Origin of the sequence: Micromonospora sp. L31 (genome assembly GCF_052068075.1) — a bacterium.
In the GTDB taxonomy this organism is placed as follows: Bacteria; Actinomycetota; Actinomycetes; order Mycobacteriales; family Micromonosporaceae; genus Micromonospora; species Micromonospora purpureochromogenes.
In genome coordinates this window covers 172,200-195,486 of sequence record NZ_JBQHDC010000004.1, presented here as the reverse complement: position 1 = coordinate 195,486, position 23,287 = coordinate 172,200, and the positions used below count along the sequence as shown (strand labels likewise).

24 protein-coding genes and 1 pseudogene are annotated in these 23,287 nt (G+C 76.7%); 8 read left to right on the top strand and 17 right to left on the bottom strand.

Going from position 1 to position 23,287, the window contains the following annotated elements; translation table 11 throughout:
- Positions 1-128: 128 nt before the first annotated feature.
- Positions 129-1,628 (bottom strand): hypothetical protein, encoded by a 1,500-nt coding sequence (locus tag ACTMS9_RS13680; protein ID WP_441165090.1) that lies wholly within the window; start codon positions 1,626-1,628, stop codon positions 129-131.
- A gap of 145 nt (positions 1,629-1,773) precedes the next feature.
- On the opposite strand from ACTMS9_RS13680, the gene ACTMS9_RS13675 reads away from it, so the two are divergent.
- Genes ACTMS9_RS13675 through ACTMS9_RS13665 form a run of 3 tightly spaced genes read left to right on the top strand, consistent with a single transcriptional unit; the run spans position 1,774 to position 3,754 of the window.
- Positions 1,774-2,448, top strand: a complete 675-nt coding sequence (locus ACTMS9_RS13675) for a glycosyltransferase family 2 protein (protein WP_358009356.1) — start codon at positions 1,774-1,776, stop codon at positions 2,446-2,448.
- Positions 2,445-3,119, top strand: a complete 675-nt coding sequence (locus ACTMS9_RS13670) for a TIGR04282 family arsenosugar biosynthesis glycosyltransferase (protein ID WP_441146281.1) — start codon at positions 2,445-2,447, stop codon at positions 3,117-3,119. The genes ACTMS9_RS13675 and ACTMS9_RS13670 overlap by 4 nt, the downstream gene beginning before the upstream one ends.
- Positions 3,116-3,754 carry a methyltransferase domain-containing protein gene (locus ACTMS9_RS13665; RefSeq protein ID WP_441165089.1) on the top strand — a complete coding sequence of 213 codons (639 nt, stop codon included), beginning with the start codon at positions 3,116-3,118 and terminating at the stop codon, positions 3,752-3,754. Before ACTMS9_RS13670 ends, ACTMS9_RS13665 begins: the two co-directional genes overlap by 4 nt.
- A gap of 57 nt (positions 3,755-3,811) precedes the next feature.
- Here ACTMS9_RS13665 and ACTMS9_RS13660 read toward each other — a convergent pair whose 3' ends face one another.
- The 10 genes from ACTMS9_RS13660 to ACTMS9_RS13615 form a co-directional block, all read right to left on the bottom strand.
- Positions 3,812-4,840, bottom strand: coding sequence for a sensor histidine kinase (locus ACTMS9_RS13660; RefSeq protein ID WP_441146277.1), 1,029 nt, complete (start codon positions 4,838-4,840; stop codon positions 3,812-3,814).
- Entirely contained in the window at positions 4,833-5,528 is a 696-nt protein-coding gene (locus ACTMS9_RS13655) for a response regulator transcription factor (RefSeq protein ID WP_441146275.1), read from the bottom strand. The genes ACTMS9_RS13660 and ACTMS9_RS13655 overlap by 8 nt, the downstream gene beginning before the upstream one ends.
- Positions 5,529-5,633: 105 nt before the next feature.
- A complete protein-coding gene (locus ACTMS9_RS13650; protein ID WP_441165088.1) occupies positions 5,634-6,206 on the bottom strand; it encodes a sigma-70 family RNA polymerase sigma factor in 573 nt (190 codons plus the stop codon).
- Between the two features lie 86 nt (positions 6,207-6,292).
- The gene (locus ACTMS9_RS13645; RefSeq protein ID WP_441165087.1) at positions 6,293-7,000 is read right to left on the bottom strand and encodes a RibD family protein; all 708 of its coding nucleotides are present in this window, start codon (positions 6,998-7,000) and stop codon (positions 6,293-6,295) included.
- A 1-nt stretch (position 7,001) separates the two neighbouring features.
- A complete protein-coding gene (locus tag ACTMS9_RS13640; protein WP_441165086.1) occupies positions 7,002-7,655 on the bottom strand; it encodes a GTP cyclohydrolase II in 654 nt (217 codons plus the stop codon).
- Between the two features lie 12 nt (positions 7,656-7,667).
- Positions 7,668-8,693, bottom strand: coding sequence for a lysylphosphatidylglycerol synthase domain-containing protein (locus tag ACTMS9_RS13635; protein ID WP_441146267.1), 1,026 nt, complete (start codon positions 8,691-8,693; stop codon positions 7,668-7,670).
- 56 nt (positions 8,694-8,749) lie between these two features.
- The gene (locus ACTMS9_RS13630) at positions 8,750-9,571 is read right to left on the bottom strand and encodes a class I SAM-dependent methyltransferase (protein WP_441165085.1); all 822 of its coding nucleotides are present in this window, start codon (positions 9,569-9,571) and stop codon (positions 8,750-8,752) included.
- Entirely contained in the window at positions 9,568-10,602 is a 1,035-nt protein-coding gene (locus ACTMS9_RS13625; protein ID WP_441165084.1) for a glycosyltransferase family 4 protein, read from the bottom strand. The genes ACTMS9_RS13630 and ACTMS9_RS13625 overlap by 4 nt, the downstream gene beginning before the upstream one ends.
- A gap of 3 nt (positions 10,603-10,605) precedes the next feature.
- A complete protein-coding gene (locus ACTMS9_RS13620; protein ID WP_088961569.1) occupies positions 10,606-11,004 on the bottom strand; it encodes a 6-pyruvoyl trahydropterin synthase family protein in 399 nt (132 codons plus the stop codon).
- Between the two features lie 4 nt (positions 11,005-11,008).
- The gene (locus ACTMS9_RS13615; protein ID WP_441165083.1) at positions 11,009-11,989 is read right to left on the bottom strand and encodes a zinc-dependent alcohol dehydrogenase; all 981 of its coding nucleotides are present in this window, start codon (positions 11,987-11,989) and stop codon (positions 11,009-11,011) included.
- A 95-nt stretch (positions 11,990-12,084) separates the two neighbouring features.
- On the opposite strand from ACTMS9_RS13615, the pseudogene ACTMS9_RS13610 reads away from it, so the two are divergent.
- Together ACTMS9_RS13610 and ACTMS9_RS13605 are read left to right on the top strand one after the other, a co-directional pair.
- Positions 12,085-14,675: pseudogene (locus ACTMS9_RS13610) on the top strand (CDP-alcohol phosphatidyltransferase family protein).
- Between the two features lie 91 nt (positions 14,676-14,766).
- A complete protein-coding gene (locus ACTMS9_RS13605) occupies positions 14,767-15,102 on the top strand; it encodes a hypothetical protein (RefSeq protein ID WP_441146258.1) in 336 nt (111 codons plus the stop codon).
- A 78-nt stretch (positions 15,103-15,180) separates the two neighbouring features.
- On the opposite strand, the gene ACTMS9_RS13600 is transcribed toward ACTMS9_RS13605, so the two are convergent.
- The 4 genes from ACTMS9_RS13600 to ACTMS9_RS13585 are packed head-to-tail and all read right to left on the bottom strand — an operon-like array spanning position 15,181 to position 19,257.
- Entirely contained in the window at positions 15,181-16,305 is a 1,125-nt protein-coding gene (locus ACTMS9_RS13600) for an FUSC family protein (protein WP_441165082.1), read from the bottom strand.
- Between the two features lie 39 nt (positions 16,306-16,344).
- A complete protein-coding gene (locus ACTMS9_RS13595; RefSeq protein ID WP_346539900.1) occupies positions 16,345-17,145 on the bottom strand; it encodes an ABC transporter ATP-binding protein in 801 nt (266 codons plus the stop codon).
- 43 nt (positions 17,146-17,188) lie between these two features.
- A complete protein-coding gene (locus ACTMS9_RS13590; RefSeq protein WP_280839576.1) occupies positions 17,189-18,211 on the bottom strand; it encodes a FecCD family ABC transporter permease in 1,023 nt (340 codons plus the stop codon).
- The gene (locus ACTMS9_RS13585; RefSeq protein WP_441165081.1) at positions 18,208-19,257 is read right to left on the bottom strand and encodes a FecCD family ABC transporter permease; all 1,050 of its coding nucleotides are present in this window, start codon (positions 19,255-19,257) and stop codon (positions 18,208-18,210) included. Before ACTMS9_RS13585 ends, ACTMS9_RS13590 begins: the two co-directional genes overlap by 4 nt.
- 83 nt (positions 19,258-19,340) lie before the next feature.
- Here ACTMS9_RS13585 and ACTMS9_RS13580 point away from each other — a divergent pair, with 83 nt between their 5' ends.
- Both ACTMS9_RS13580 and ACTMS9_RS13575 read left to right on the top strand, forming a co-directional pair.
- Complete coding sequence (locus ACTMS9_RS13580; RefSeq protein ID WP_441165080.1) at positions 19,341-20,372, top strand: ABC transporter substrate-binding protein; 1,032 nt, start codon at positions 19,341-19,343, stop codon at positions 20,370-20,372.
- Positions 20,373-20,376: 4 nt separating this feature from the next.
- Positions 20,377-21,222 carry a siderophore-interacting protein gene (locus ACTMS9_RS13575; protein WP_441165079.1) on the top strand — a complete coding sequence of 282 codons (846 nt, stop codon included), beginning with the start codon at positions 20,377-20,379 and terminating at the stop codon, positions 21,220-21,222.
- A 123-nt stretch (positions 21,223-21,345) separates the two neighbouring features.
- Here the strand turns inward: ACTMS9_RS13575 and sigJ are convergent, their stop codons facing one another.
- Together sigJ and ACTMS9_RS13565 are read right to left on the bottom strand one after the other, a co-directional pair.
- On the bottom strand, positions 21,346-22,236 hold the full coding sequence (gene sigJ, locus ACTMS9_RS13570) for an RNA polymerase sigma factor SigJ (protein ID WP_441165078.1): 891 nt from the start codon (positions 22,234-22,236) through the stop codon (positions 21,346-21,348).
- Between the two features lie 134 nt (positions 22,237-22,370).
- A complete protein-coding gene (locus ACTMS9_RS13565; RefSeq protein ID WP_441146244.1) occupies positions 22,371-22,691 on the bottom strand; it encodes a hypothetical protein in 321 nt (106 codons plus the stop codon).
- 123 nt (positions 22,692-22,814) lie between these two features.
- Here ACTMS9_RS13565 and ACTMS9_RS13560 point away from each other — a divergent pair, with 123 nt between their 5' ends.
- A complete protein-coding gene (locus ACTMS9_RS13560; protein WP_441165077.1) occupies positions 22,815-23,258 on the top strand; it encodes a hypothetical protein in 444 nt (147 codons plus the stop codon).
- Positions 23,259-23,287: the final 29 nt, after the last annotated feature.

Sequence of the window (23,287 nt, the reverse complement as noted above, 5' to 3'; positions counted from 1 at the left end):
CCCCGCACCCGCCGCCCCGCGCCGGCCGCGCCGCGAGCGCGCACTTTCTCGGAAAGAGTGGCCTCGGGCGGCGGAATGGGCGCTCTTTCTCGGAAAGTGCGAGCGGGCGTCGGGGGAGGGGCTGCCGGTCAGGAGACGGTGAAGAGGAGGTGGTTGACGGTCAGGGCGGTGAGCGCCTGTCCGGCCAGCCACCAGCGGCGGGCCGGCGCGGGCAGGTACGCGGCGGCGACCAGCAGCCAGACCGCGAACGGCAGCCAGATCCGCTCCACCTCGGCCTTGCTCATGCCGGACAGGTCGGCGCCGATCACCGCCAGCGCGGCGGCGGCCGGCAGCAGCACGGTCGGCCCGAGCAGCCGCATCCGGGACGCCGGCGCGACCGGCCGGCGGTGCGCGAGGAGGCCGCCCACCAGCCGGCCCGCAACCCGGTCCGCGACCCGGCCCGGAGCCCCGGCCGTCGGGGCGGAGCCGGACGGCTCCGCCGCACCCGCTCGGGCCGTGCCGCGCCAGCTCACCCGGGCCGCCAGCAGCGTGCGGCGCAGGGCCGGCCCGACCACCGGCCCGGCCGAGAGCAGCAGCGCCGCCAGATTGGCCCAGACCCAGTACCCGTACGGGCGGTCGGCGGCCCAGCCCTGGTAGTAGCGCTCGACCACCCGGTCGTACCCCTGCCACCACTGGAAGCCGGCGAGGGTGAACCCCAGCACCACCGCGCTCACCCCGGCCGACCCGGCGAGCAGCGCACCGCGTCGACCCGAGGGGCGCAACGCCAGCACGGCCAGGGCCAGCGGCCCGACCAGCACGAAGCCGTACGACAGGTGCAGCGCGAAGCCGAGCAGCAGCCCGCCGGCCAGCGCGGTCGCGGGTCCGCGTACCGCCAGCAGGGCCAGGCCGGCGGCGACCACGCCGGTGAAGACGCCGTCGGCGGAGGCGCCCACCCAGACCGCCCCGGGCAGCAGCACCAGGAACGGCAGCACCGCCCGGGCCGCCTCGCCGGCGCCCAGCGCCCGCAGCGCCAGCGGTACGGACACCACGATGCTCGCGCCGACCAGGACGCACGCCAGCGCCGCCGCCGTCCCGCCGCCCAGGCCGACCCGGTCCAGGCCGACGAAGAACAGCAGCGCGCCCGGCGGGTGGCCGGCGGTGTGGGTGGACCACGAGTCCGGCTGGAAGTCGAGGATCCGGTCGGTGAAGCCGGCCAGCATCCGCCGGACGTCGGTCACCCCGGGCACCTCGTGCAGGTACTCCGCCTGCGGGGTGAGCCGCCGGGTCAGCCCCGCCGACCAGCCGTCGACCAGCGCCAGGGCCAGCGTCCAGGCGACCGCCGCCAGGTAGCCGGCGCCGAGCAGCGGGCCCCACCGGGCGGTCCGGGCCCAGCGCAGCCCGGGGCCGAGCACGACGCCGGCGACCAGCAGCGCCGCCGGCGTGCCCCAGCCGAGGTGCGGCCGCCAGGTGGCGTAGAGCGGCGCGGCGTCGGCGTGCAGGCCCACCCCCCGGTGGTTCAGCACCGCGCCGACGGCCACCGCGGCGGCCAGCAGCGCCGCCTCGACCGCCAACACGACGACATCGCCCCGGTCGCGGGCCGGGGCACGGTCGGGGGCGGGCGAGCGGGGGAGGGTGGCACCGGGTCTCATGTCGACCGGACGGTACGCACCTGCGCGCCGGCTCGTCAGCCGAACCACCGGTACGTCACCGGACGGTAAGAAATGCCTGCTCGGTAAGCGTTCCGTAAGGCCGAACGCGGCGCGGGCGGCCCCGGGCGGACCTAGCGTCGGCGGTATGCCGACACAGATCGACGTGGTGCTGCCGTGCCTGGACGAGGCCGCCGCCCTGCCCGGCGTGCTGACCGCGCTGCCGCCCGGCTATCGGGCGATCGTGGTGGACAACGGCTCCCGGGACGGCTCGCCCGAGGTGGCCGCCCGGTACGGCGCCCGGGTGGTGCACGAGCCCCGCCGGGGGTACGGCGCGGCCGTGCACGCCGGGATCGAGGCCGCCGGGACGGAGCTGGTCTGCGTCCTCGACGCCGACGGCTCCTTCGCCCCTCGGGAGCTGCCCGCCCTGGTCGCCCCGGTCGCCGAGGGGATCGCCGACCTGGCCGTCGGCCGCCGCCGCCCGGTCCGCGTCGGGGTGTGGCCCTGGCACGCCCGCGCCGGCACCGCGCTGGTCGCCGCGCTGCTGCGGCACCGGGGCGTGCCACTGCGCGACCTGAGCCCGATCCGGGTGGCCCGGCGCGAGGCGCTGCTGGGTCTCGGCGTCACCGACCGGGCCTTCGGCTACCCGCTGGAGCTGCTGATCCGGGCCGCCGCGGCGGGCTGGCGGATCCACGAACTCGACGTCGCCTACGCCCCCCGTGCCGTCGGTACCCGCTCCAAGGTCTCCGGCTCGGTCCGCGGCACCCTGCGCGCCACCCGCGACTTCGCCGCCGTGCTGCGCAGCGTGGACGGTCCCCGGTGACCGTGCTGCTGGTGGTCGCCAAGGCGCCCGTGCCCGGCGCGGTGAAGACCCGGCTCTGCCCGCCCGCGACCGGCGTGCAGGCCGCCCGGGTGGCCGCTGCCGCGCTGCGGGACACCCTGGACGCCGTCCGGGAGACCCCCGGGGTGACGCCGGTGCTGGCGTTGGCCGGACTCCTCGCCGACGCCGAGGACGCCGCCGCGCTGACCGCCGCCGTCGCCGGCTGGCCGGTCCTGCCGCAGCGGGGCGCGGACTTCGCCGCCCGGCTGGTGCACGCCCACGCCGACGTCGCCGACGCCTTCCCGGGCCGTCCGGTGCTCCAGATCGGCATGGACACCCCGCAGCTGACCCCGGCGCGGCTGGCCGCCGCCGTACGCCGGCTGGCCGACGCCGACGCGGTGCTGGGGCGGGCCGCCGACGGCGGCTGGTGGGCGCTGGGGCTGCGCGACCCCCGGCAGGCGGTGGCGCTGCGCGCGGTGCCGATGTCGACCCCGGACACCGGCCGGTCGACCTGGTCGGCGCTGGCCGAGCGAGGGCTGCGTACCGTGCCGCTGCCGGTGCTGCGGGACGTGGACGACTGGTCGGACGCCCGGGCGGTGGCCGCCGCGGCCCCGGACGGCCGGTTCGCCCGGCAGGTCGCCGCGGTACGCCGGGCCATGGTGGTGCGGGCGTGACCGCGCCGACCGTGGACGGCTTCGCCGCCGCCCTGCGCGACCGGGGCGTGGACGCGCACTGGCTGGTGCCCGCCGACGGACTGCGCCGCCGGCTGCCGGTGGACCGCTGGCACGGCTCGGCCGACCCGGCGGACACGGCGGTGCTCGCCCGCTGCGCCGGCCCCACCCTGGACCTGGGCTGCGGACCGGGCCGGGTGACCCTGGCCCTGACCCGGTCCGGGCTGACCACCCTCGGGGTGGACGTGTCGGCCCGGGCGGTGGCGCTGACCCGGGCCCGGGGCGCGGTGGCCGTACAGGCCGACCTGTTCGGCCCGCTGCCGGCGGAGGGACGCTGGGCGCACGCGGTGCTGCTGGACGGGAACATCGGCATCGGCGGCGACCCGGCGGCGCTGCTGCGCCGGTGCCGGGCGCTGCTGCGGCCGGCCGGCACGGTGCTGGTGGAGCTGGAGCCGCCCGGGTCCGGCGCCTGGCAGGGGCAGGTCCACGTGCTGACCGGTCGGCGTCCGGGGCCGAGCTTCCGCTGGGCCTGGCTGGACACCGGCGCGGTGGCGGGCCCGGCGGTGGCGGCCGGGCTGGCGGTCGGCGAGGTGTTCCGGGCCGGCCGCCGCTGGTTCGCCGAGCTGACCCGCCCCTGACCGCCGCGCCGTCCGCCGGTCCGGGCGGGTCAGTGTCCGACGGTCGGCCGGGACGGGTCAGCCGTCGGCCAGCGGCAGCCGGACGACGAACCGGCACCCGCCGGCGACGTTGCGCACGTCGACCCGGCCGCCGTGCGCCTCGACCAACCCGCGCACGATCGCCAGGCCCAGCCCGCCGGAGCCCTCGGCGCCGCCGTTGCCCGGCCGGGGCGTGCGGGCCGGCTCGCCCCGGAAGGCCACGTCGAAGAGCCGGGGCAGGTCGTCCTCGGGGATGCCGCCGCAGGTGTCCGCCACGGCCAGCCAGGCGGCGTCGCCGTCGCGGCCCGCGTCGACCCGCACGGTGCCGTCGTCGGGCGTGTAGCGCACCGCGTTGAGCAGCAGGTTCCCCACCACCCGGGCCAGCTCCGGCTCGCTGGCGGTCACCGTCGGCCAGCCCGACTCGGCGGCGACCAGCCGGATCCGGCGGGCCGCGGCCAGCGGCGCGGTGCCGGCCAGGGCGTCGGAGACCACGTCACCCAGCGGCACCGCGGACAGCGACAGCCGCAACGCCCCGGCGTTGATCCGGGACAGTTCGAACAGGTCGTCGACGAGGCGGGTCATCCGGTCGGTCTCCACCCGGATCCGGCGGTGGAACTCGCGCACCGTCGCCGGGTCGGCGACCACCCCGTCCTCCAGCGCCTCGGCCATCGCCCGCAGCCCGGCGAGCGGCGTGCGCAGGTCGTGCGACACCCAGGCGACCAGGTCGCGGCGGCCCTTCTCGATCCGCCGCTCCCGCTCCCGCGCCTGGTCCGCCCAGACCGCCGCCGCGGCGAGCCGTCGGCCGAACAGCCAGCCGACGGCGAGGCTGACCACCGCCGCCGCGGAGACGGTGATGAGCACCACCTCCAGGTCGTGCGGGGAGAGGAACATCGCCTCGGCGATCACCGCGACCCCGGCCGCCACCGCGCTCACCGTCATCGCCAGCAGGACGGAGATGTGCACCGTGATCGACCGGCCGCGCAGCAGCCGCAGCGCCCCCGCGCCGAGCAGCCCGACGCAGCAGGCCGCGGCGAGCGCGGCCCCGAAGATCAGCGCGAGGTCAGCCATCGACCGGCTCGTACCGGTAGCCGACGCCCCACACCGTGACGATCCGGCGCGGGTCGGCCGGGTCGGCCTCGATCTTCTCCCGCAGCCGGCGCACGTGGACGGTGACGGTGGACTGGTCGCCGAAGCTCCAGCCCCAGACCCGCTCCAGCAGCTCGGCCCGGCGGAACGCCCGCGCCGGGTGCCGCATCAGGTGGGCCAGCAGGTCGAACTCGCGCAGCGTGAGGGCCAGTTCCCGACCGTGCAGCCGGGCCACCCGGGGGCCGGTCTCGACGGTGAGGCCGCCGTCGGTGAGCACCTCCGCCGCCGCGCCGGCCGGCTCGCCGCCGGCGCGGCGCAGCACCGACCGCACCCGCAGCACCAGCTCGCGCGGGGAGAAGGGCTTGCTCAGGTAGTCGTCCGCGCCCAGTTGCAGGCCGAGGATCCGGTCGGCCTCGTCGCCGCGCGCGGTCAACATCACGATGGGTACGCCGTCCGGGCGCTCCCGCAGCCGTCGGCAGACCTCCAGCCCGTCGACCCCGGGCAGCATCACGTCGAGCACCACCAGCTGCGGCGGCGCCGCGGCGACGGCGGCCAGCGCGGCGGCGCCGTCGGAGACGTGGTCCACCTGGTAGCCGGCGTGTTCCAGGTAGCGGCAGACCACGTCGCTGACCGTCCGGTCGTCGTCGACGACCAGCACCCGTTGCGGCACGGCGTACCTCCCCCTCGTGCCGGTCAGCGTAGCCGTGGGCCGGTCCGGCGCCGGGGCGCGGAAACCTTGCGATGTCCTTACGAACGATCCGGGCCGGCGGCGGGATCAGCCGGCGCGGGTGTCCGTCCGGGTGGCGCGGTCGGCCATGGCGTCGACCAGGTCGGCCCGGGCCCGGGCCACCCGCGACCGGATGGTGCCGACGGGACAGTCGCAGACCTGCGCCGCCTCGGCGTACGACAGGCCGAGGAGCTGGGTGGCGACGAAGGCCTCGCGCCGCTCGGCCGGCAGTTGCCGCAGCAGGGCGTCCAGCACCACGACGTTCTCGAACCGGCCCGCCGACGGCGGGTCGTACCCGTCGATGGTGGTGGCCGGTGGGCGGGCCCGCCGGGACCGGAGGTGGTCGGCGGCGACCCGCCGGGCGATGCCGAACAGCCAGGTCCGCGCCGAGGACCGGGCGGCGAACCGGGGCAGCGCGCGCATCGCCCGCAGGTACGTCTCCTGCACCAGGTCGTCGGTCTCCGCGTCGGCCAGCAGGTGGTGCAGGAACCGCCAGGTCGGGCCCTGGGTGGCCCGGACGAACGCGGCCAGCGCCAGCGGGTCGCCCCGCCCGGCGGCCAGCGCCCACGCGGTCACCTGCTCGTCGCCCTCGTCCACCACAGCCGCTCCCTTGTCCGCCACGCCCCCACCCCCTACGACGAAGCGTAGTAGGTCGGTTCTCCGGGTCGGCCGGTGGTACGGACGAACGGCCCCGCCGGTTCACCGGCTCAGGCGTCCGGGCAGCGTTCCGACAGGGCGTACCGGACCAGCACCACGTCACCGATCTGGCGGGCCTCGACCACCCGGGCCCGCCGGCCGGGGTGCCACGGGAACGGGCCGTCGCGGACGAAGCGGGGCGCCCGGGGATCGCCGACGAAGAACGGCGCGACCACCAGGTGCAGCTCGTCGGCGAGCCCGGCGGTGAGGAACTGGGCGTGCACCGACCCGCCGCCCTCCACCATCAGCCGGTCCACCCCGCGCCCGACCAGGTCGGCCAGCGCCCGGGCCGGGTCCAGCGGGTCGCCGGCGTCCACCACGGTGGCCAGCCCGTCCAGCACCTCGCTGGTCTTCGCCACCGCCGGCGAGGCGCAGTACACGATCCGGTCCCCGTCGCCGACGGTGAAGAACCGGGCGCTCGGGTCGAGGTCGCCCCGCCCGGTCAGCGTCACCTTCACCGGCGACGGCGGCAGCCCGCGGTCCATCCGCGCCCGGCGCAGCCGCTCCGAGCGGATCACCAGCCGCGGATCGTCGCGGCGGACGGTGCCGGCGCCGACCAGGATCGCGTCGCAGCCGGCCCGGACGGCGTCGACCCGGGCCAGGTCGTCGGCATTGGACAGCAACAGCCGCTGCCCGGTGGCGTCGTCGATGTACCCGTCGATCGACGTGGCGCAGCTCAGCAGCACGTACGGCCGCGGGCCCGCCGGCACGGCGCCCATCTCAGGTCAGCGACGGCGAGTCGGCGGTGCGGGCGGCCGCCCGGCTCGCCTTCGCCGCGAGGTAGTCGGCGTTGGCGGGGGAGAGGTAGACCCCGGTGGGGATCACCTCCGTCACCGTCACGCCGAGCCCGTCGAGCTGCTCGGCCTTCTCCGGGTTGTTGCTCAGCAGCGCCAGCCGCCGCACGCCCAGCACCGCCAGCATCTGCGCGGCCGCCCGGTAGTCGCGTTCGTCCTCGCCGTGCCCGAGCGCCACGTTCGCCTCGTACGTGTCGAGGCCGGCGTCCTGCAACGCGTAGGCGTCCAGCTTCGGGTACAGGCCGATGCCGCGCCCCTCCTGCCGCAGGTAGAGCAGGAACCCGCCGGCGTTGGCGATGCGCTCCACCGCCTCGCGCAGCTGCGGACCGCAGTCGCAGCGCTGGCTGCCGAAGACGTCCCCGGTCAGGCACTCGCTGTGCGGGCGGACCAGCGGCGCCGGCCCGGCCGACTGCCGCCGCAGCGCGCCCGCCCAGTCGCCGAGCCCGAACGCCAGGTGCTCCCGCCCGTCCACCAGCCCCTCGAAGGTGAAGACCCGGGCCGTGGTGGCGTACCCGTCGGGTAGGCGGAGGGGGACCGTGACCTGGGTGCGGACCGTGGCGACCGGAAGTGCTCCGTACATGTGTCTCCTCCGTCAGGCGCTGCCGGCCAGCCCGGCAGCGGGTACCGCGGCAGAACCGCCCTGGCCCACCGTACGAGGCGTGGACCGGTACGGGTACCGGGCCGGAAGCCGGCCCAGCAGCAGCACGGCGGCGCCGGGCAGGGCGGCGACGACCACCAGCGCCCCGTACACCAGCGCGGTGGACACCCCCTGGGCGGCGCCCAGGCCGGCGGCCCCGAACGCCCAGGCGGCCACCCCCTCGCGCGGGCCGAACCCGGCCACGTTCGCCGGCAGCCCCATCGCCAGCAGCGCCAGCAGGGTCAGCGGCAGCAGTTGCGCCAGCGGGGCGGTCGCGCCCGCGACCCGGGCCGCCACCAGGAAGGTGCCCAGGTGGCCGACGACCGCCACCGCCGAGGCGAGCAGCACCCCCGGCCCGGTCCGGCGGGTCAGCAGGCCGGCGCGGACGTCGGCGGCGGCGGCGCGCAGCGCGCGGGCCCGCCGGGACGGGCCGGAGCGGGGCAGCGCCCGCGCCACCAGCACCACGCCGAGGGCGACCGCCAGGGCCAGCGCGGTGGCCTCCGGCAGCCAGGGCCGCACCGGCGACGGCAGCGCCAGCAGCAGCGCCGCGGCGAGCGTGACCTGGACGACCTGACCGGCGCTGCGTTCCCAGACCACCGCCCGCACGGCCCGGCCGAGGTCGCCGGCCTCCCGGCCGTGGCGGACCGCCCGGTGCACGTCGCCGAGCACCCCGCCGGGCAGGGTGGCGTTGAGGAAGACCGCCCGGTAGCAGTCCGCCACGGCGGTGCCCAGCGGGAGCCGGACGCCGAGCCCTCCGGCGACCAGCCGCCACCGCCAGGCGCAGCAGACGGTGCTGAGCGCTCCGAGCAGCAGCGCCGCGACCACCGCTGCGGTGTCGATGCGGCGTAGCGCGGCCAGCGCCGGGCCGGTGCCCAGCCACCACAGCAGCGCCGCCACCAGCGCGACGCCGCCGAGGTTGCTCACCCAGGCCCACCTTGGACGGACCGGGGTGCCGGGGGTGTCGTGGGCAGCCTGTGGCACGCGGGGCCTCCTGTCGAAGATCTCTCCCTCCTCCACGTACCGGCCGGCGGTCGGGTTCATTCCACCCCGGCGAGCAGGTCGTCGTGGCCCACCGTGACGGTCAGCCGGCCCGCCGCCGCCTCGGCCAGCCGGCGGCGGGCGTACCCGGTGATCCGGGCGGCCAGCTCCGGGCGCTGCTCGACGGCGGCGTCGCACCAGCCGGTGAACCACTCGGCGATCAGCGCGTCCTGCCCGGCGCCCAGCCGCCACGGGCTGGACCGGACCGCCACGGGAACCCCGTGCCGCCGGAACGCGGCGACGGTGGCCGCGGCGGCGTCCGGCCCGAGCAGCCGCCGGCCGTCGACGGTACGGCGTTGGTGCGCGTCGAACGCGGCGGCGACCTCCGCGTCCAGCTCATCCGGCGGGTCGAGCCGCACCCGGCCGATGACGGAGAGCGTGAACAGGGTCGGGCGGCCCGCCCCGACGCAGGCCGTCACGATCGCCTCGATCTCCTCGGCGCTCAGCATGTCCAGCAGCGCCGAGGCGGTGACCAGGTCGGCGCCGGCCAGGTCGGCGGCGGTGAGCCGGGTGATGTCCGTGCGCCGCGTCTCGACGCGCACCGGGCTGCCGTCGGCGGCGCGCGGCGGGGCGGCGAGGGCCCGGTCGAGCAGCCCCGGGTCCCGGTCGTAGAGGACCCAGTGCTGCGGGCCGGGCAGCCGGGGAGCCAGCCAGCGTGCCATCGAGCCGGTGCCACTGCCCAGGTCGTGCACCACCAGGGGCCGACCGGCGGCCAGCCGGGCACGGACCCGGTCCACCAGGTCGTCGGCGCGGGCGGCGGCGTCGGCGGGCTCGCGCAGCGCGAGCCAGTCGGCGAAGGGGTCGGTGACGTGCGTGGTCATCCTCTTACTCCGTTCAGGACGTGGGCGATCGCGGCGGCGGTGTCCGGCCAGCCGGCCAGGCCGTCCCGGCGGGCCAGGGCCGCCTGCCGCAGCCGGTGCCGCAGCGGCGCCCCGGTGAGCCAGCGCCGCAGCGCGCCGGCCAGCGCGGCCGGGTCGTCGGCGGGTACCAGCAGGCCGGGCGGCTCGCCGTCCGGGGCCCGGCCCAGCGCCTCGGGCACCCCGCCCACCGGGGTCGCGAGCACCGGCAGGCCGCGGGCCAGGGCCTCGGTGACCACCATCCCGTACGTCTCGGCGTGCGAGGCGAGCACCAGCAGGTCGGCGGCGGCGTACGCGGCGTCGAGGTCGGCCCCGGTGCGCGGTCCGGCCAGCCGTACCCGCCCGGCCAGCCCCCGCTCGTCCACCAGCCGGCGCAGCCCGGCGACGAAGCCGGGATCGCGGGTGAGCGCGCCCACGCAGTCCAGCGTCCAGGGCAGGTCGGCGACCTCGGCCAGGGCGCGGACCAGCACGTCGTGTCCCTTGTGCGCGGTGACCGCCGCGACGCAGAGCAGTGCCGTGCCGGCGCCCGTGCCAATCGCCGGTGGTGCCGGGTCCACCCCGGGGGTGGCCACGTGCACCCGGTCGGCGGGCAGCGGGTACCGGTCGAGCAGGCGGCGGCGGGTCCACCCGCTGGTGGTGACCACCGCGACGGCGCAGGCCAGCGCGGCGGCCTCGGTGTCGTCCTCCAGCGGCATGTGTACCAGCACCACCAGCCGCAGCCGCCGGGCGTGCGGGGCCAGCACCTCCGGCACGGCCGAGGCGACCAGCCCGTCGAGCAGCACCACCGTGCCGTCGGGCAGCGTCGCGAGCACCCCGGCCAGGCGGGTCCGCGCCGGCGGGTCGGGGCGCGGCCACCGCCCGGGTACGCCGTGCTCGCGCACCGCCCACCCCCGCTCGGCGAGGCCCCGGCAGACCCGGCGGTCGTACGTGTTGCCGCCGCTCGGGGTCGCCGGGTCGTCGATGTCGCCGGGGAGGACGACGTGCACCACGGGCACCGGCTACAGCGACCGCTCGTAGCTGGCCCAGGCGATGTGCGACTCGTGCAGCGTCACCGTGATCCCGGCCAGCTCGCGGGCCCCCGGGCCGAGCCCACCGGCGTGCGCCCGCTCGGCCAGCCGGTCCGCGACCGTGCGGCACAGCACCTCGGTGGTGGTGTTCACCCCGGCGAAGGCCGGCTCGTCGTCGAGGTTGCGGTAGGTCAGCTCGGCGAGGACGGCCCGCAGCTCCTCGGTGGCCCGGCCGATGTCCACCACGATGCCGTCCGCGTCCAGCTCGGCGCGGCGGAAGGTCGCGTCCACCACGAACGTCGCCCCGTGCAGCCGCTGCGCCGGCCCGAAGACCTCGCCCCGGAAGCTGTGGGCGACCATCATGTGGTCCCGTACGGTCACGCTGAACACGGCGTCACTCCCCGTCGTAGGTGATGAGGTGGCACAGCGCGGGGAGGCTCCCCGCGGCCAGTCGGTCGAGCACGTCGGGCAGGTCCGCGAAGCGCGACCGGCCGGTGACCAGCGCGTCGAAGGCCGGGTCGGCGAGCAGCTCCAGGGCCAGCGCCATCCGGTCGGCGTAGCTTCGCCGCCCCGCCCGGGCCGGCGAGACCGTGCCGACCTGGCTGCTGCGGATGGTCAACCGGCCGGAGTGGAACGACCCGCCCAGCGACAGCCGTACCGGCCGGTCGCCGTACCAGCTCAGCTCGATCACCGTGCCCTCCGGGGCGAGCAGGTCGATCGCGCGCTGCAACCCCGGGCCGGTCGCGCTGGCGTGCACCACCAGGTCCCGCCCGTCGGCCGCGTCGTCGGGTGACGCGAACCCGACGCCCAGCGCCGCGGCCACCGCCGCCCGCGCCGGATCGGGGTCCACCAGCTCGACGCGTACCCCGGGGAAGCGGGCGAGCAGCGCCGCGACGGCGCAGCCCACCATGCCGGCGCCCACCACGCTGACCCGGTCGCCGACCAGCGGCGCGGCGTCCCAGAGCGCGTTCACCGCCGTCTCCACCGTGCCGGCCAGCACCGCCCGGGCCGCCGGCACGCCGTCGGGCACCGGCGTCACGGCCGAGGCCGGCACGACGTACGCGCTCTGGTGCGGGTGCAGGCAGAAGACGGTACGCCCGCGCAGCCGCGCCGGACCGGCCTCGACCACGCCGACGCTGAGGTAGCCGTACTTGACCGGGGCGGGGAAGTCGCCCTCCTGGAACGGGGCGCGCATCGCCGCGTACTGGTCGGCCGGCACGCCGCCGGTGAAGACCAGCGTCTCGGTGCCCCGGCTGACCCCCGAGTACAGCGCGCGGACCAGGACCTCGTCGGGGCCCGGCGCCGGTAGCGTCACCGGGCGGATCTCACCCACGCCGGGGGAGCGGAGCCAGAAGGCGTGGGCGTCGCGGATCACGCGGATGTTCTCCTCATCTGGCTGCCGGACCGAACCGAACGGCCACCCGCTCCGTGTTTCCTGTCGAGGCCGTCGATCATAAACACGGAGGCAGGGTGTCCAAGGTTCGAACCGGTCCGGTGATCGGCCTGACCGCCCAGATCGTCCTGCTCGCCGGGCTGGCCGCGACCGTCGAGCTCGACGTCGCCGGCTGGCTGGCCGGCGTCGCGTACGGCATCGGGCTCTGCGGGGCGCTCGACCGTGGCCTGCGCCGGCGCGGCGCGCACCGGTTGGGCCCGGCGGACCGGGTGACGCTGACCCGGGCGGTGCTCGTCGGCGGGGTGACCGCCCTGGTGGTGGACGCCATCGACGCGGCGGCGCCGCTGGCCGTGCTGGTGCCGATGGCCGCGGTGGCGCTCGCCCTGGACGCCGTCGACGGCTGGGTGGCCCGGCGCACCGGCACCGCCAGCGCGCTCGGCGCCCGCTTCGACATGGAGGTCGACGCCTTCCTGATCCTGGTGCTCAGCGTCCACGTGGCGCCGTCCACCGGCGGCTGGGTGCTCGCCATCGGCGCGATGCGGTACGCCTTCGTCGTGGCGAGCTGGGTGCTGCCCTGGATGCGCGGGACGTTGCCGCCGCGGTACTGGCGCAAGGTGGTGGCCGCGGCCCAGGGGGTGCTGCTGCTGGTCGCCACGGCGGAGGTGCTGCCCGCGCCGGCGACCGCCGTCGTGGTGGCGGCCTCGCTGGCGTTGCTGGTCGAGTCGTTCGGCCACGACGTCGGCTGGCTCTGGTGGCACCGCCGGGTCCGGACCGCCCCCGTACGCCGTCCGACGCCGGCTCTCCGGCCGGTGCCGGAGACCGTCGCCGAGCGCCCGCTCGCCGCGCACCAGCCCGTCTGAGCCGCACCGATCACCCGGCCGGACGGCCGGGGACAGCCCAGGGAAGGGACATCGCAGTGTCAGTGCTGTCGCGCCTGCGCCGCCGGGCCACGGTGGACGGACCGGCCGATCCTCCCGCCGCGGGGGATTCCGTCGACGCTGTGGCGGATGACGCCGTGGCCGGTGGACGGGGACGGGGGCGTACCGTCGCGGCGCGGGTGACCACCGTGGCGGCCGGCCTGCTCGTGTTCGCCGTGCTGGTAGCGCCGAACCGGCTCGATCAGCTCGGCCCCGCCGCGTTCCTGCGCATCCCGGTCGAGGGGCTGGTCGCCGCCGCGCTGCTGCTGGCGCTGCGCGGCGTGGCCCGGCGGGCGGTGGCGGTGCTGTGCGGCGTCGCGCTCGGGCTGCTCGCCGTCGTCAAGCTGCTCGACATGGGCATGTCCGCCAGCCTCGCCCGCCCCTTCGACCTGGTCCTCGACTGGGTGCTGCTGGACGACGCGTACGGCTTCGTCCGCGACTCGGTCGGCCGGGCCGGCGCGGTCGGCGCGATCGTGGCGCTGGTCGCCGCGGTCGGCGCGCTGCTGGTGCTGACCACCCGGTCGGTGCTCCGGCTGACCCGGCTGGTGGCCCGGCACGACCGGCGGGCGGTCCGGGTGCTGGCGGGGTGCGCGGTGGTCTGGGTCGCCGGCGCGACGATCGGCGTGCCGGTCGCCGACTCGGGCACGTCCCGGCTGGTCGGCCAGCATGTCGGTCAGTTGGGTGCCGGGCTGCGGGACCGGGAGGCCTTCGCCGCCGAGGCCGCCGCCGACGCCTTCCGCGACACCCCGGGCGATGAGTTGCTCACCGCCCTGCGCGGCAAGGACGTGATCGTCGCGTTCGTGGAGAGCTACGGCCGGGACGCAGTGCAGGACCCGGAGTTCGCCCCGCAGGTCGGCGCGGTGCTCGACGGCGGTACGCGCCGGCTCGCCGAGCGGGGCTTTTCCGCCCGCAGCGGTTTCCTCACCTCACCCACCGCCGGCGGGGGCAGCTGGCTGGCGCACGACACGCTGTTGTCCGGGCTCTGGGTGGACAACCAGCAACGCCACCTCAGCCTGCTGGCCGGCGACCGGCTCACCCTCAACGGCGCGTTCCGGCGGGCCGGCTGGCAGACGGTGGGGGTGATGCCGGCGGCCACCCAGCCCTGGCCGGAGAAGAGCTTCTTCGGCTTCGACCGCTACCACGACGCGGCCGGGCTCGACTACCGCGGCCCGAAGTTCAACTACGCGCCCATGCCCGACCAGTACACGCTGGCCACCTTCCACCGGCGGGAGCGGGCCACGCCGGGGCACGCGCCAATCATGGCGGAGATCCCGCTGATCTCCAGCCACTCTCCCTGGGCGGCGATCCCCCGGATGCTGGAATGGGACCACGTCGGCGACGGGTCCATCTACCGCCGGCCGACCTCGGTGGCCGTCAACCCGAAGGACGTGGTGGGGCGCAGCGCCACCGAGGTCCGCACCGGCTACCGGCGCTCCATCGAGTACTCGCTGAACAGCCTGATCTCCTACGTGGAGACGTACGGCGACGATGAGCTGGTGCTGGTCTTCCTCGGCGACCACCAGCCGGCGCCGGTGGTGACCGGGGAGAACGCCGGCCGGGACGTGCCGATCACCATCCTGGCCCACGATCCGGCCGTGCTGGCGCGGGTCGCCGCCTGGGGCTGGGACGACGGGCTGCGGCCCGGCCCGAGCGCGCCGGTCTGGCGGATGGACACCTTCCGGGACCGGTTCCTCAGCGCCTTCGGCCCGCAGCCGCCGGCCGGGGCGGCCGCCCCGCCGTCGCCCCGCTGAGCCGGAGGGGTTCCGGACGGAGCGGACGAGCCTCCGGCGAGCCAGCCCGGATAGGCTGATCGGCCCCGGCGAGACGACAGACAGGAGCACCGTGGGTAGGCGGTCGGAGGTCGCCCAGGCGGTCACGAGTGGCGGCCTGGCGGTCATCGCCCACACCTGGTGCGGCACGGCCGCCGCAGATGCACTGTGGATCGGAAGGGATTCGCCCGCCGAGTGGACCTTCTACTTCGGCGCAGCCAGCTGTCTTCTCCTGCCGGTGACCGTGGCTGCGGGTTGGTTGCTGACCCGCCTGCCCCGGACCAGGTACCTCGGGCGGGGTGCGCTCGTGGGGACAGCGACCGTGACCGTCCTCGCCGCAGCGGCGGCGGTGACGGGGTGGGCGCCACCGTGGATCAGCGAAGGCTGGACCGGCACCGGCTGGACCTGACGGCGAGCGGGGCGGGCACACTCACCCGGCACGCCGTCGCGACACCCGCCGGACTTCGGCCGGGAAACGACCGGCGGCTCAGGTGTTCGGCAGGCCCAGCGCCTCGTCGACCCGGCCCAGCACGGCCGCGTCGTCCACCCCGACCCCGCGCAGCAGGTCGATGGCGGTGGCCCGGATCTGGCCCACGATCATGATCAGTGGCAGCGGCGGGTCGGCCCGGAGCATCCGGGCGGCGAGGCGTACCGCCTCCAGGGCGGCGTGGTCGGCGCGTTCCGCGTGCCGGTCCGCGTCCGAGTGTCCACCGAGGTCGGTGGAGAGGGCGTCGGCGGCGGCGCGCACCGCCTCGCCGAGCGCCCGGATCGCCTCGCCCAGCTCCGGCGGGGCCGGCGTGCCGAGCCGGGTCAGCGTCACGCCGTTGCGGGCCAGCACCCGGATGTTGCGTACCGCGTAGTCGAGCTGGTGGCAGGTGGCCTCGACCTCCGCCACCTGGTCGAGGTGGCGGCGCTTGCGGACCCGCAGCCGCAGCGACTCGCTGCAGGCCTGCACGGCGACGCGGAAGCGGTCCACGCAGCCGTCCACCTCGCGGGCCCGGTCCAGCGCCGCGCGGGCGGCCTGCTCGTCGGCGCCGGCCAGGGCCCGGTCGATCCGGTCGAGCAGGTCGGCCAGGTCGCCGTAGGTGCGCCGGGCCTCGGCGACGAGCGGGCCGAGCGGGTCCCGGGCCACCAGGAGCTGGCTGGCGGCCAGCGCCACCGCACCGCCGATCAGCGCGTCGACGAACCGGAACGGCACCAGCCCGCCGCCTTGCGGCGCGGCCACCGCGACCAGGTAGAGGGCGGAGACGGCGGCCTGGACGGTGAGCGTGCTGCTCGCTCCGATGGTGAGCATGAGGCCGATGGTCAGCAGCAGCACGAGGAAGACGGTGCCGGTGCCCGGGCCGAGCGACTGCACGGCCAGGTCCGCGGCGAGCACCCCGGCGGCCACCCCGAGCACCATCTCGACGGTCTGCCGCAGTCGCTTCCCGCGCGCCTCGCCGAGCACGATCAGCGCGGCGCTCGGCGCGAAGAACGGATCCGGGTGGCCGATCAGCCGGGCCGCGACGATCCACGCGACGGTGGCCGCCGCAGCCGCCTCCAGCGCCGGCCGCCAGCCCTGCCGCAGCCGGCCGACGGCGGACCCCGCCCACTTCCGGGCCATGCCCGCCATCGCGACTCCTCCGGCCGTACGCCGGATCTTGGTGTCCGGTCAGGACGTCGGCACTACCCGGGAGGCCGCAGCCGGCAAACGTGGACGGCGGGTGGCGGGCACCACCAGCGGCGTGCCGGTCTCTGGGTCCTCGACGATCCGGCACGGCAGCCCGAACACCTCCTGGACCAGTTCGGCGGTGACCACCTCGCGCGGGTCGCCCTCGGCGACCACCCGGCCGTCGCGCATGGCGATCAGGTGGGTGGCGTAGCGGGCGGCGTGGTGCAGGTCGTGCAGCACCGCCACCAGCGTCCGGCCCTGCTCTTCGTGCAGCCGGGCGCACAGGTCCAGCACCTCGATCTGGTGGGCGACGTCCAGCCAGGTGGTCGGCTCGTCGAGCAGCAGCAGTGGCGTCTGCTGGGCCAGCGCCATGGCGATCCAGACCCGCTGCCGCTGCCCGCCGGAGAGCTCGTCGACCGGCCGGTCGGCCAGTTCGGCGACGCCGGTGGCAGCCATCGACTCGGCGACCACCCGTTCGTCCTCCCGGGACCACTGCCGCAGCAGCCCCTGGTGCGGGTACCGGCCGCGGGCGACCAGGTCGGCCACCGTGATGCCGTCCGGCGCCACCGACGACTGGGGCAGCAGGCCGAGGGTACGGGCCACCGCCCGGGACGGCAGCGCGTGGATGTCCCGCCCGTCGAGCAGCACCGTCCCGGCGCGCGGCCGCAGCGTCCGGGCCAGGGCCCGCAGCAGCGTCGACTTGCCGCAGGCGTTTGGCCCGATCACCACGGTGAACGACCCGTCCGGTACGGCCACCGACAGCCCTTCCGCGACGATCCGCCGCTCGTACGCCAGGGTCAGCCCGACCCCGTCCAGGCGTGGGTTTCCCGACACGCGATCTCCTTTAGTTCCGTCCGGCCCGCCGCGCGGCGAGCAACCACACCAGGTACGTCCCGCCCAGCACGCCGGTCACCACGCCCACCGGCAGTTGCTGGCCGGCGAGGGCGCGCTGCGCCACCAGGTCCGCCCCGACCAGCAGCACCGCGCCGGTGAGCGCCGAGGCCACCAGGTTCGGCCCCGGCGCGCGGGTGAGCCGGCGGGCCAGGTGCGGGGCGGTGAGCGCCACGAAGGAGACCGGCCCGGCGGCGGCCGCGGCGACGGAGGCGAGCAGCACCGCCGCGCCGAGCAGCACCTGCCGGACCCGGGTCACCGGCACGCCCAGCGCGGTCGCGGTCTCGTCGCCCAGCTCCACCATGGCCATTGCCCGGCCGCCGGCGAGCACCACCGGGGTGAGCGCCGCGAGGACGCCGAGCAGCGGCACCGCCTGCGACCAGCCGCGCCCGTCCAGGCTGCCGGTGAGCCAGAGCACCGCCCGGGCGGCGTCCATCAGCGGCGCCCGGGTGAGCAGCCAGCCGTTGACGCCGGTGAGGATCGCCGTGAAGCCGATGCCGACCAGCACGAGCCGGTGACCGGCCAGGCCCCGGGCGCCGGCGACGGCACGGATGAGCAGGCCGGTGCAGATCCCGGTGGCCAGCGCCGCGCCGGACAGCGCGAGGCTGCTGCCGCCGAGCACCACGGCGATCAGTCCGCCGGTCGCCGCTCCCTGGGTGATGCCGAGCACGTCGGGGCTGCCCAGCGGATTGCGCAGCAGCGTCTGGACCACCGCGCCGGACAGCGCCAGGGCGGCCCCGACGCCCAGCGCGGTGACCAGCCGGGGCAGGCGCAGCTCGCCGACGATGAACTCCTCGGCCGCGGTGCCGCCCCCGGTCAGCGTGCGCAGCACGTCGGCCGGGCTCATCGGGTAGTCGCCGCCGCCCACGGCGAGCACGCCGAGGCCGACGGCGAGCAGCACGGCGGTGGCGACGACGACCAGCGATCGGGGACGCCAGCGCAGTGACCGGCCGCCGGGGGTGCGGAGCACAGTCATCGCCGGGCCACCAGACGCAGGAAGAGCGGGCCGCCGAGCACGGCGGTGACCAGGCCGACCTGGAGTTCGCCGGGGCGGCCCAGCACCCGGCCGAGCACGTCGGCGCCGAGCAGCAGGACGGGCGCGTACAGCGCGCAGGCGGGCAGCAGCCAGCGCAGGTCCGGCCCGGTCAGCACGCGGACCAGGTGCGGCACGAGCAGCCCGACGAAGACGATCGGCCCACAGGCGGCGGTGGCCGCGCCGCAGAGCAGCGTGATCGCCGCGATGGCGGCGCCGCGCACCAGGGCCGGCCGGGCGCCGAGCGCCCGCGCGGTGTCGTCGCCCAGGGCCAGCGCGTTCAGCGACCGTGCGCCGGCCAGGGCGACCAGCAGGCCGGCCAGCACGAAGGGCGCCACGGTACGCAGGGTGGCGAACTCGGCGTTGGCCAGCGAGCCGACCGTCCAGAACCGCAGCCGGTCCAGCGAGGCGGAGTTGAGCAGCATGACCGCGCTGACGTAGGAGTAGAGCACCGCGTTGAGCGCCGCCCCGGCCAGCGCGAGGCGGTCCGGGGTGGCCCGCCGGCCGCCGCCGACGGCGTACACCCCGACGGTCACGGTGGCGGCGCCGAGCAGGGCGAACCAGATCCAGCCGCCGGCGGTGCCGACGCCGAGCAGGGCGGTGGCGGAGGCGACCGCGGCCGCCGCGCCGGCGTTGATGCCGAGCAGTCCCGGGTCGGCCAGGGGGTTGCGGGTGAGCGTCTGCATCAGCGCCCCGGCCACCCCGAGCGCCGCGCCGGCGACCAGGCCGAGCAGCGTGCGGGGCAGGCGCATCCGGTGCACCACCGCGTGTTCGGGGGAGGCAGCGGAGACCAGGCCGTGCCAGACCTCGGTGAGGGAGAGCGGTCGGGCGCCGACGGCGATGCTCAGCACCGCGACGACGAGCAGGAGCAGCAGCCCGGCGGCGAGCGCCGCGGCCGGGCCGGCGCGGCGGGTGGGTGGCGCCGGCGCCGGGGCGGCGGCGAGCGTGGTGACGGACAGGGTCGGCTCCGGGGGGAAACGGCATGGCACCGGTTGACTTCGGGTTAGGTTAGGTTAACCTAACCCCGCCATCGCGGATCATCGCGGTCCTGTCCTGATCGAAAGACGTCATCATGCCTGCTTCCATGTCCGCCCGCGGACTCTCCCGCCGGGGCCTGCTCGCCGCTGGCGGCGCCACCCTCGCGACCCTCCTCGTCGGCTGCGGCCAGGCCGGCAAGCCCGGGTCCACCAGTGCCAAGGGCTCGACCGGCCCCTGGTCGTTCACGGACGACCGCAACCAGAAGATCGAGCTGTCGAGCACCCCGACCCGGGTCGTCGCCTTCACCGGGGTCGCCGCCGCGCTGGTCGATTTCGGACTCGACTCGCAGATCGTCGGCGTGTTCGGCGAGACCACCCGCAGCGACGGCTCCGTCGACCCGCAGGCCGGCGGCCTCGACGTCGACCGGGTCACCGTGCTCGGCAACGTCTGGGGCGAGTTCAACGTCGAGAAGTACGCGGGGCTGCGCCCCGAACTGCTGGTCACCCACATGTACGACCCCGGTGCGCTCTGGTACGTGCCGGACGAGAGCCGCGACAAGATCCTCGCCCTGGCGCCCAGCGCCACCGTCACCACCGCCCGGGTGCCGATGACCCGGCCCATCGAGCGGTACGCGGAACTGGCCCGCTCCCTCGGCGCCGACCTGAACGCGAAGAAGGTCACCGACGCCAAGGCGCGCTTCGAGGCCGCCGCCGAGTCGGTCCGCCAGGCGGTCAAGGCCAACCCCGGCATCCGGGTGCTCGCCGCCTCCGGCAGCCCCGACCTGTTCTACGTCTCCAACCCGAAGGTCAGCACCGACCTGATGTACTTCGCCGAGCTGGGCGTCGACATCGTGGTGCCGAACAAGCTCGCCACCGGCGACTACTTCGAGAGCCTGAGCTGGGAGAACGCCGGCAAGTTCCCCGCCGACCTGATCCTGCTCGACAACCGGTCCACCGCGTTGCAGCCCAAGGACCTCGCGGCCAAGCCCACCTGGCAGCAGCTGCCCGCCGTCCGTGCCAACCAGGTCACCCCGTGGGACGCGGTGCCCCGCTTCTCGTACGCGGGCGCGGCGCCGCTGCTGGAGAACCTCGCCACCGCCATCCGGTCGGCCAAGCGGGTCGGCTGACACCGTGACGACCGGCTCCGCGACCCGGGTCGCTCTCCGCTACCGCTTCTATCAGGCCCAGGTCCGGCACACCCGGCGCATCGGCGCCTCGCTGATCCGGGTCACCCTGACCGGTGCGGAGCTGGCCGCGTTCGCCGGCGGCGGCCGGGACCAGAGCGTCTCGCTCTTCCTGCCCCACCCGGGCCAGCCGGAGCCGGTGGTCCCGCTCGACGCCGGGGACGACTGGTACGCGCGCTGGCGGGCCATCGACCCGGCCGTCCGCGCGGTGATGCGCTCCTACACCATCAGCGGGCAGCGGCCGGAGGCGTCCGAGGTGGACGTCGACTTCGTCCACCACGGTGACAGCGGCCCGGCCACCCGGTGGGCGGGGCGGGCCCGGCCGGGGGACCGGATCGTCCTGCTCGGACCCGCCGAGCGGGACAACCGCAGCGTCTGCTTCCGGCCCCCGCCCGGCACCGACCACGTCCTGCTGGCCGCCGACGAGACGGCGCTGCCGGCCGCCGCCGGCATCCTGGCCTGGCTGCCCGCCGGTGCCACCGTCCGGGCGTGGATCGAGGTGCCGGACGCCGCCGACGTGCGCGAACTGCCCACCGCGGCGAACGCGGAGGTGTGCTGGCTGGTCCGGGGCACCACCCCGCCCGGCAGCGGCCTGCTGGTCGAGGCGATCCGCGCCGCCCGGCTCCCGGCCGGCGTCCCGTACGCGTGGATCGCCGGCGAGTCCTCGACGGTCCGGGCGGTCCGCCGGCACCTGGTCACCGACCGCGGCCTGGACCGGCGGCGGGTGACCTTCGCCGGCTACTGGCGGCGCGGCGCATCCGAGGAGCAGCTGCGCGCGGAGGCGGACGCCTGACCGGCCTGGCTGTCCGCGGCCGCGGCGCGTGCCGCGGGGCCGGTCCGCGGCTGCCCCTCGGTGCGGCGACGTCGCTCCCCGGCGGGGCGACCGAGGTCCCGCGCCCCGCCGGGCCGCATGTCGTCAGTCGTCGAGGACGGCCAGGTCGAGCCGGCGCAGCCGGTCGCTGTCGGAGAGCACGTCGATGGCGACGATCCGGCCGTCGGTGACGGTGAAGCCCATCACCGAGATCGGCCGGCCCTGCGCCGCGACCACGGCGCCGGCGGCGCCGTTGACCAGCGCCGGCCGCATGAACGGGTAGAGCCGTCCGAAGGTGACCGCCTGCCCGGCGACCGTCTCCGCGCCGGTGAGCACCACCGTGTGGCGGCTGCCCGGGCCGCCGTCGGAGCGCAGCACGACGTCGGGGTGCAGCACGGCGACGAGCGCGTCGAAGTCGCCGTCGCGGGCGGCGGCGAAGAACGCCTCGACGACCTCCCGCTGCCGGGCGAGGTCCGGGTCGGGCACGGGGGCCTGCCCGCGTACCCGCCGTCGGGCGCGGCTGGCCAGTTGCCGGGCCGCGGCCGGGGACCGCTCGACCATCGGGGCGATCTCCTCGAACGGCACGGCGAACATGTCGTGCAGGACGAACGCGAGCCGCTCGGCCGGCGTCAGCGTCTCCAGCACCACCAGCAGCGCCAGCCCGACCGAGTCGGCCAGCACCGCGGCGTGTTCAGGGTCGTCCCCGGGCTCGCGGCTGACCACCGGCTCGGGCAGCCGCACGTCGAGCGGTTCCTCGCGGCGCCGCTCCCGCGAGCGGAGCACGTTCAGGCAGACCCGGGCCACCACGGTCGTCAGCCAGCCACCGATGTTCTCCACGGCACCGGTGTCGGCCCGGCTGACCCGTAGCCAGGCGTCCTGGACGGCGTCGTCGGCCTCGCTCACCGAGCCGAGCATCCGGTACGCCACCGCCCGGAGCCGGGTCCGGTGCTCCTCGAACCGCTGCGTCAACCACTCCTGCTCGTCGACCGCTGTCACGTCGCCCCCTCGTCGCGTCTCACAGCAGTAGACACAGCCGAGCCGGCCGATGTGACCCCGGGTCGGTGAGTGGGTGCGGCAGCAGCCGGCCTGGACGGGTGCGGACCCGGGCGAGCGGTCCCGCCCGGGAAGCGTCAGGCGGCCTCGGCGGCCGTCCGGGAGCGGCGGTGGGGCAGGGCCGTCAGGTCGCCCTGCGACTCCTCCCGCCGGTCGTCGCGAACCGGGCCGGTGACCTCCTCGGGGGCGTCGCCGGAGAGGGCCAGCGCCCGCTGCGCCTGGCGGGCGGCGTCGCACGGCCACTCCTGGTGGTCGCAGAGCAGGTTGTCGCAGTGCCCGGTCTCGTCCGGCTGGTGCGCGTCCGCCACGCCGGCGGCGAGCCGCCACAGGAGCGGATCGGTCACCCCGGCGGGCGCGGTGCCCCGGTCGCGCGGCTCTGGGCGGTCGGTCTCGGACACGGTCTCCCCCTCTGTCGGTACCGGGGGAAACTCTCCACCTCCCGCGTCCGGTAAACGCCTTCGTGGAGTGGTCAACGCCACGTTGACTGATTGACCTGTGCCGGTCCTGGGCACCAGCACCGGATGACGACTCGACGGGTGACCCCGGAAAGCCTCGGCGCCTGGCTGGTCAAGGGCAACGCGGACGCGGTCGACCTGGGGTCCCGCTTCGCCGCCGACCCCAGAGTGCGGAGCTGGTGCGTCCGCCCCGGCTACCGCACGGCGCTGATGCGGGCGGGTCAGCCGGTGGTCCTCTGGGCCAGTGGCAGCCGACGCCGGCTGGCGTACGGGGTGTGGGGTGTCGGACGCCTGGCCGGGCCGGCCGTGCCGGGGGCGCCGGGGGAGCACTGGTCGGTGCCGCTGGAGTTGACGGTGCTCGACCCGGGTGACCGGGTGCCCCGGGAGCGGCTGCGCGCCGACGCCCGGCTGGCCGGGGCGGAGGTCCTCCGCCAGCCGCAGGGCGCCAACCCCTCCTGGCTGACCGTGGCCGAGTTCGCCGCGCTCCGGGAGCACCTGCCACCGGCCTGAGCCGGCCTCCGCTCACCACCGCCCGGTTC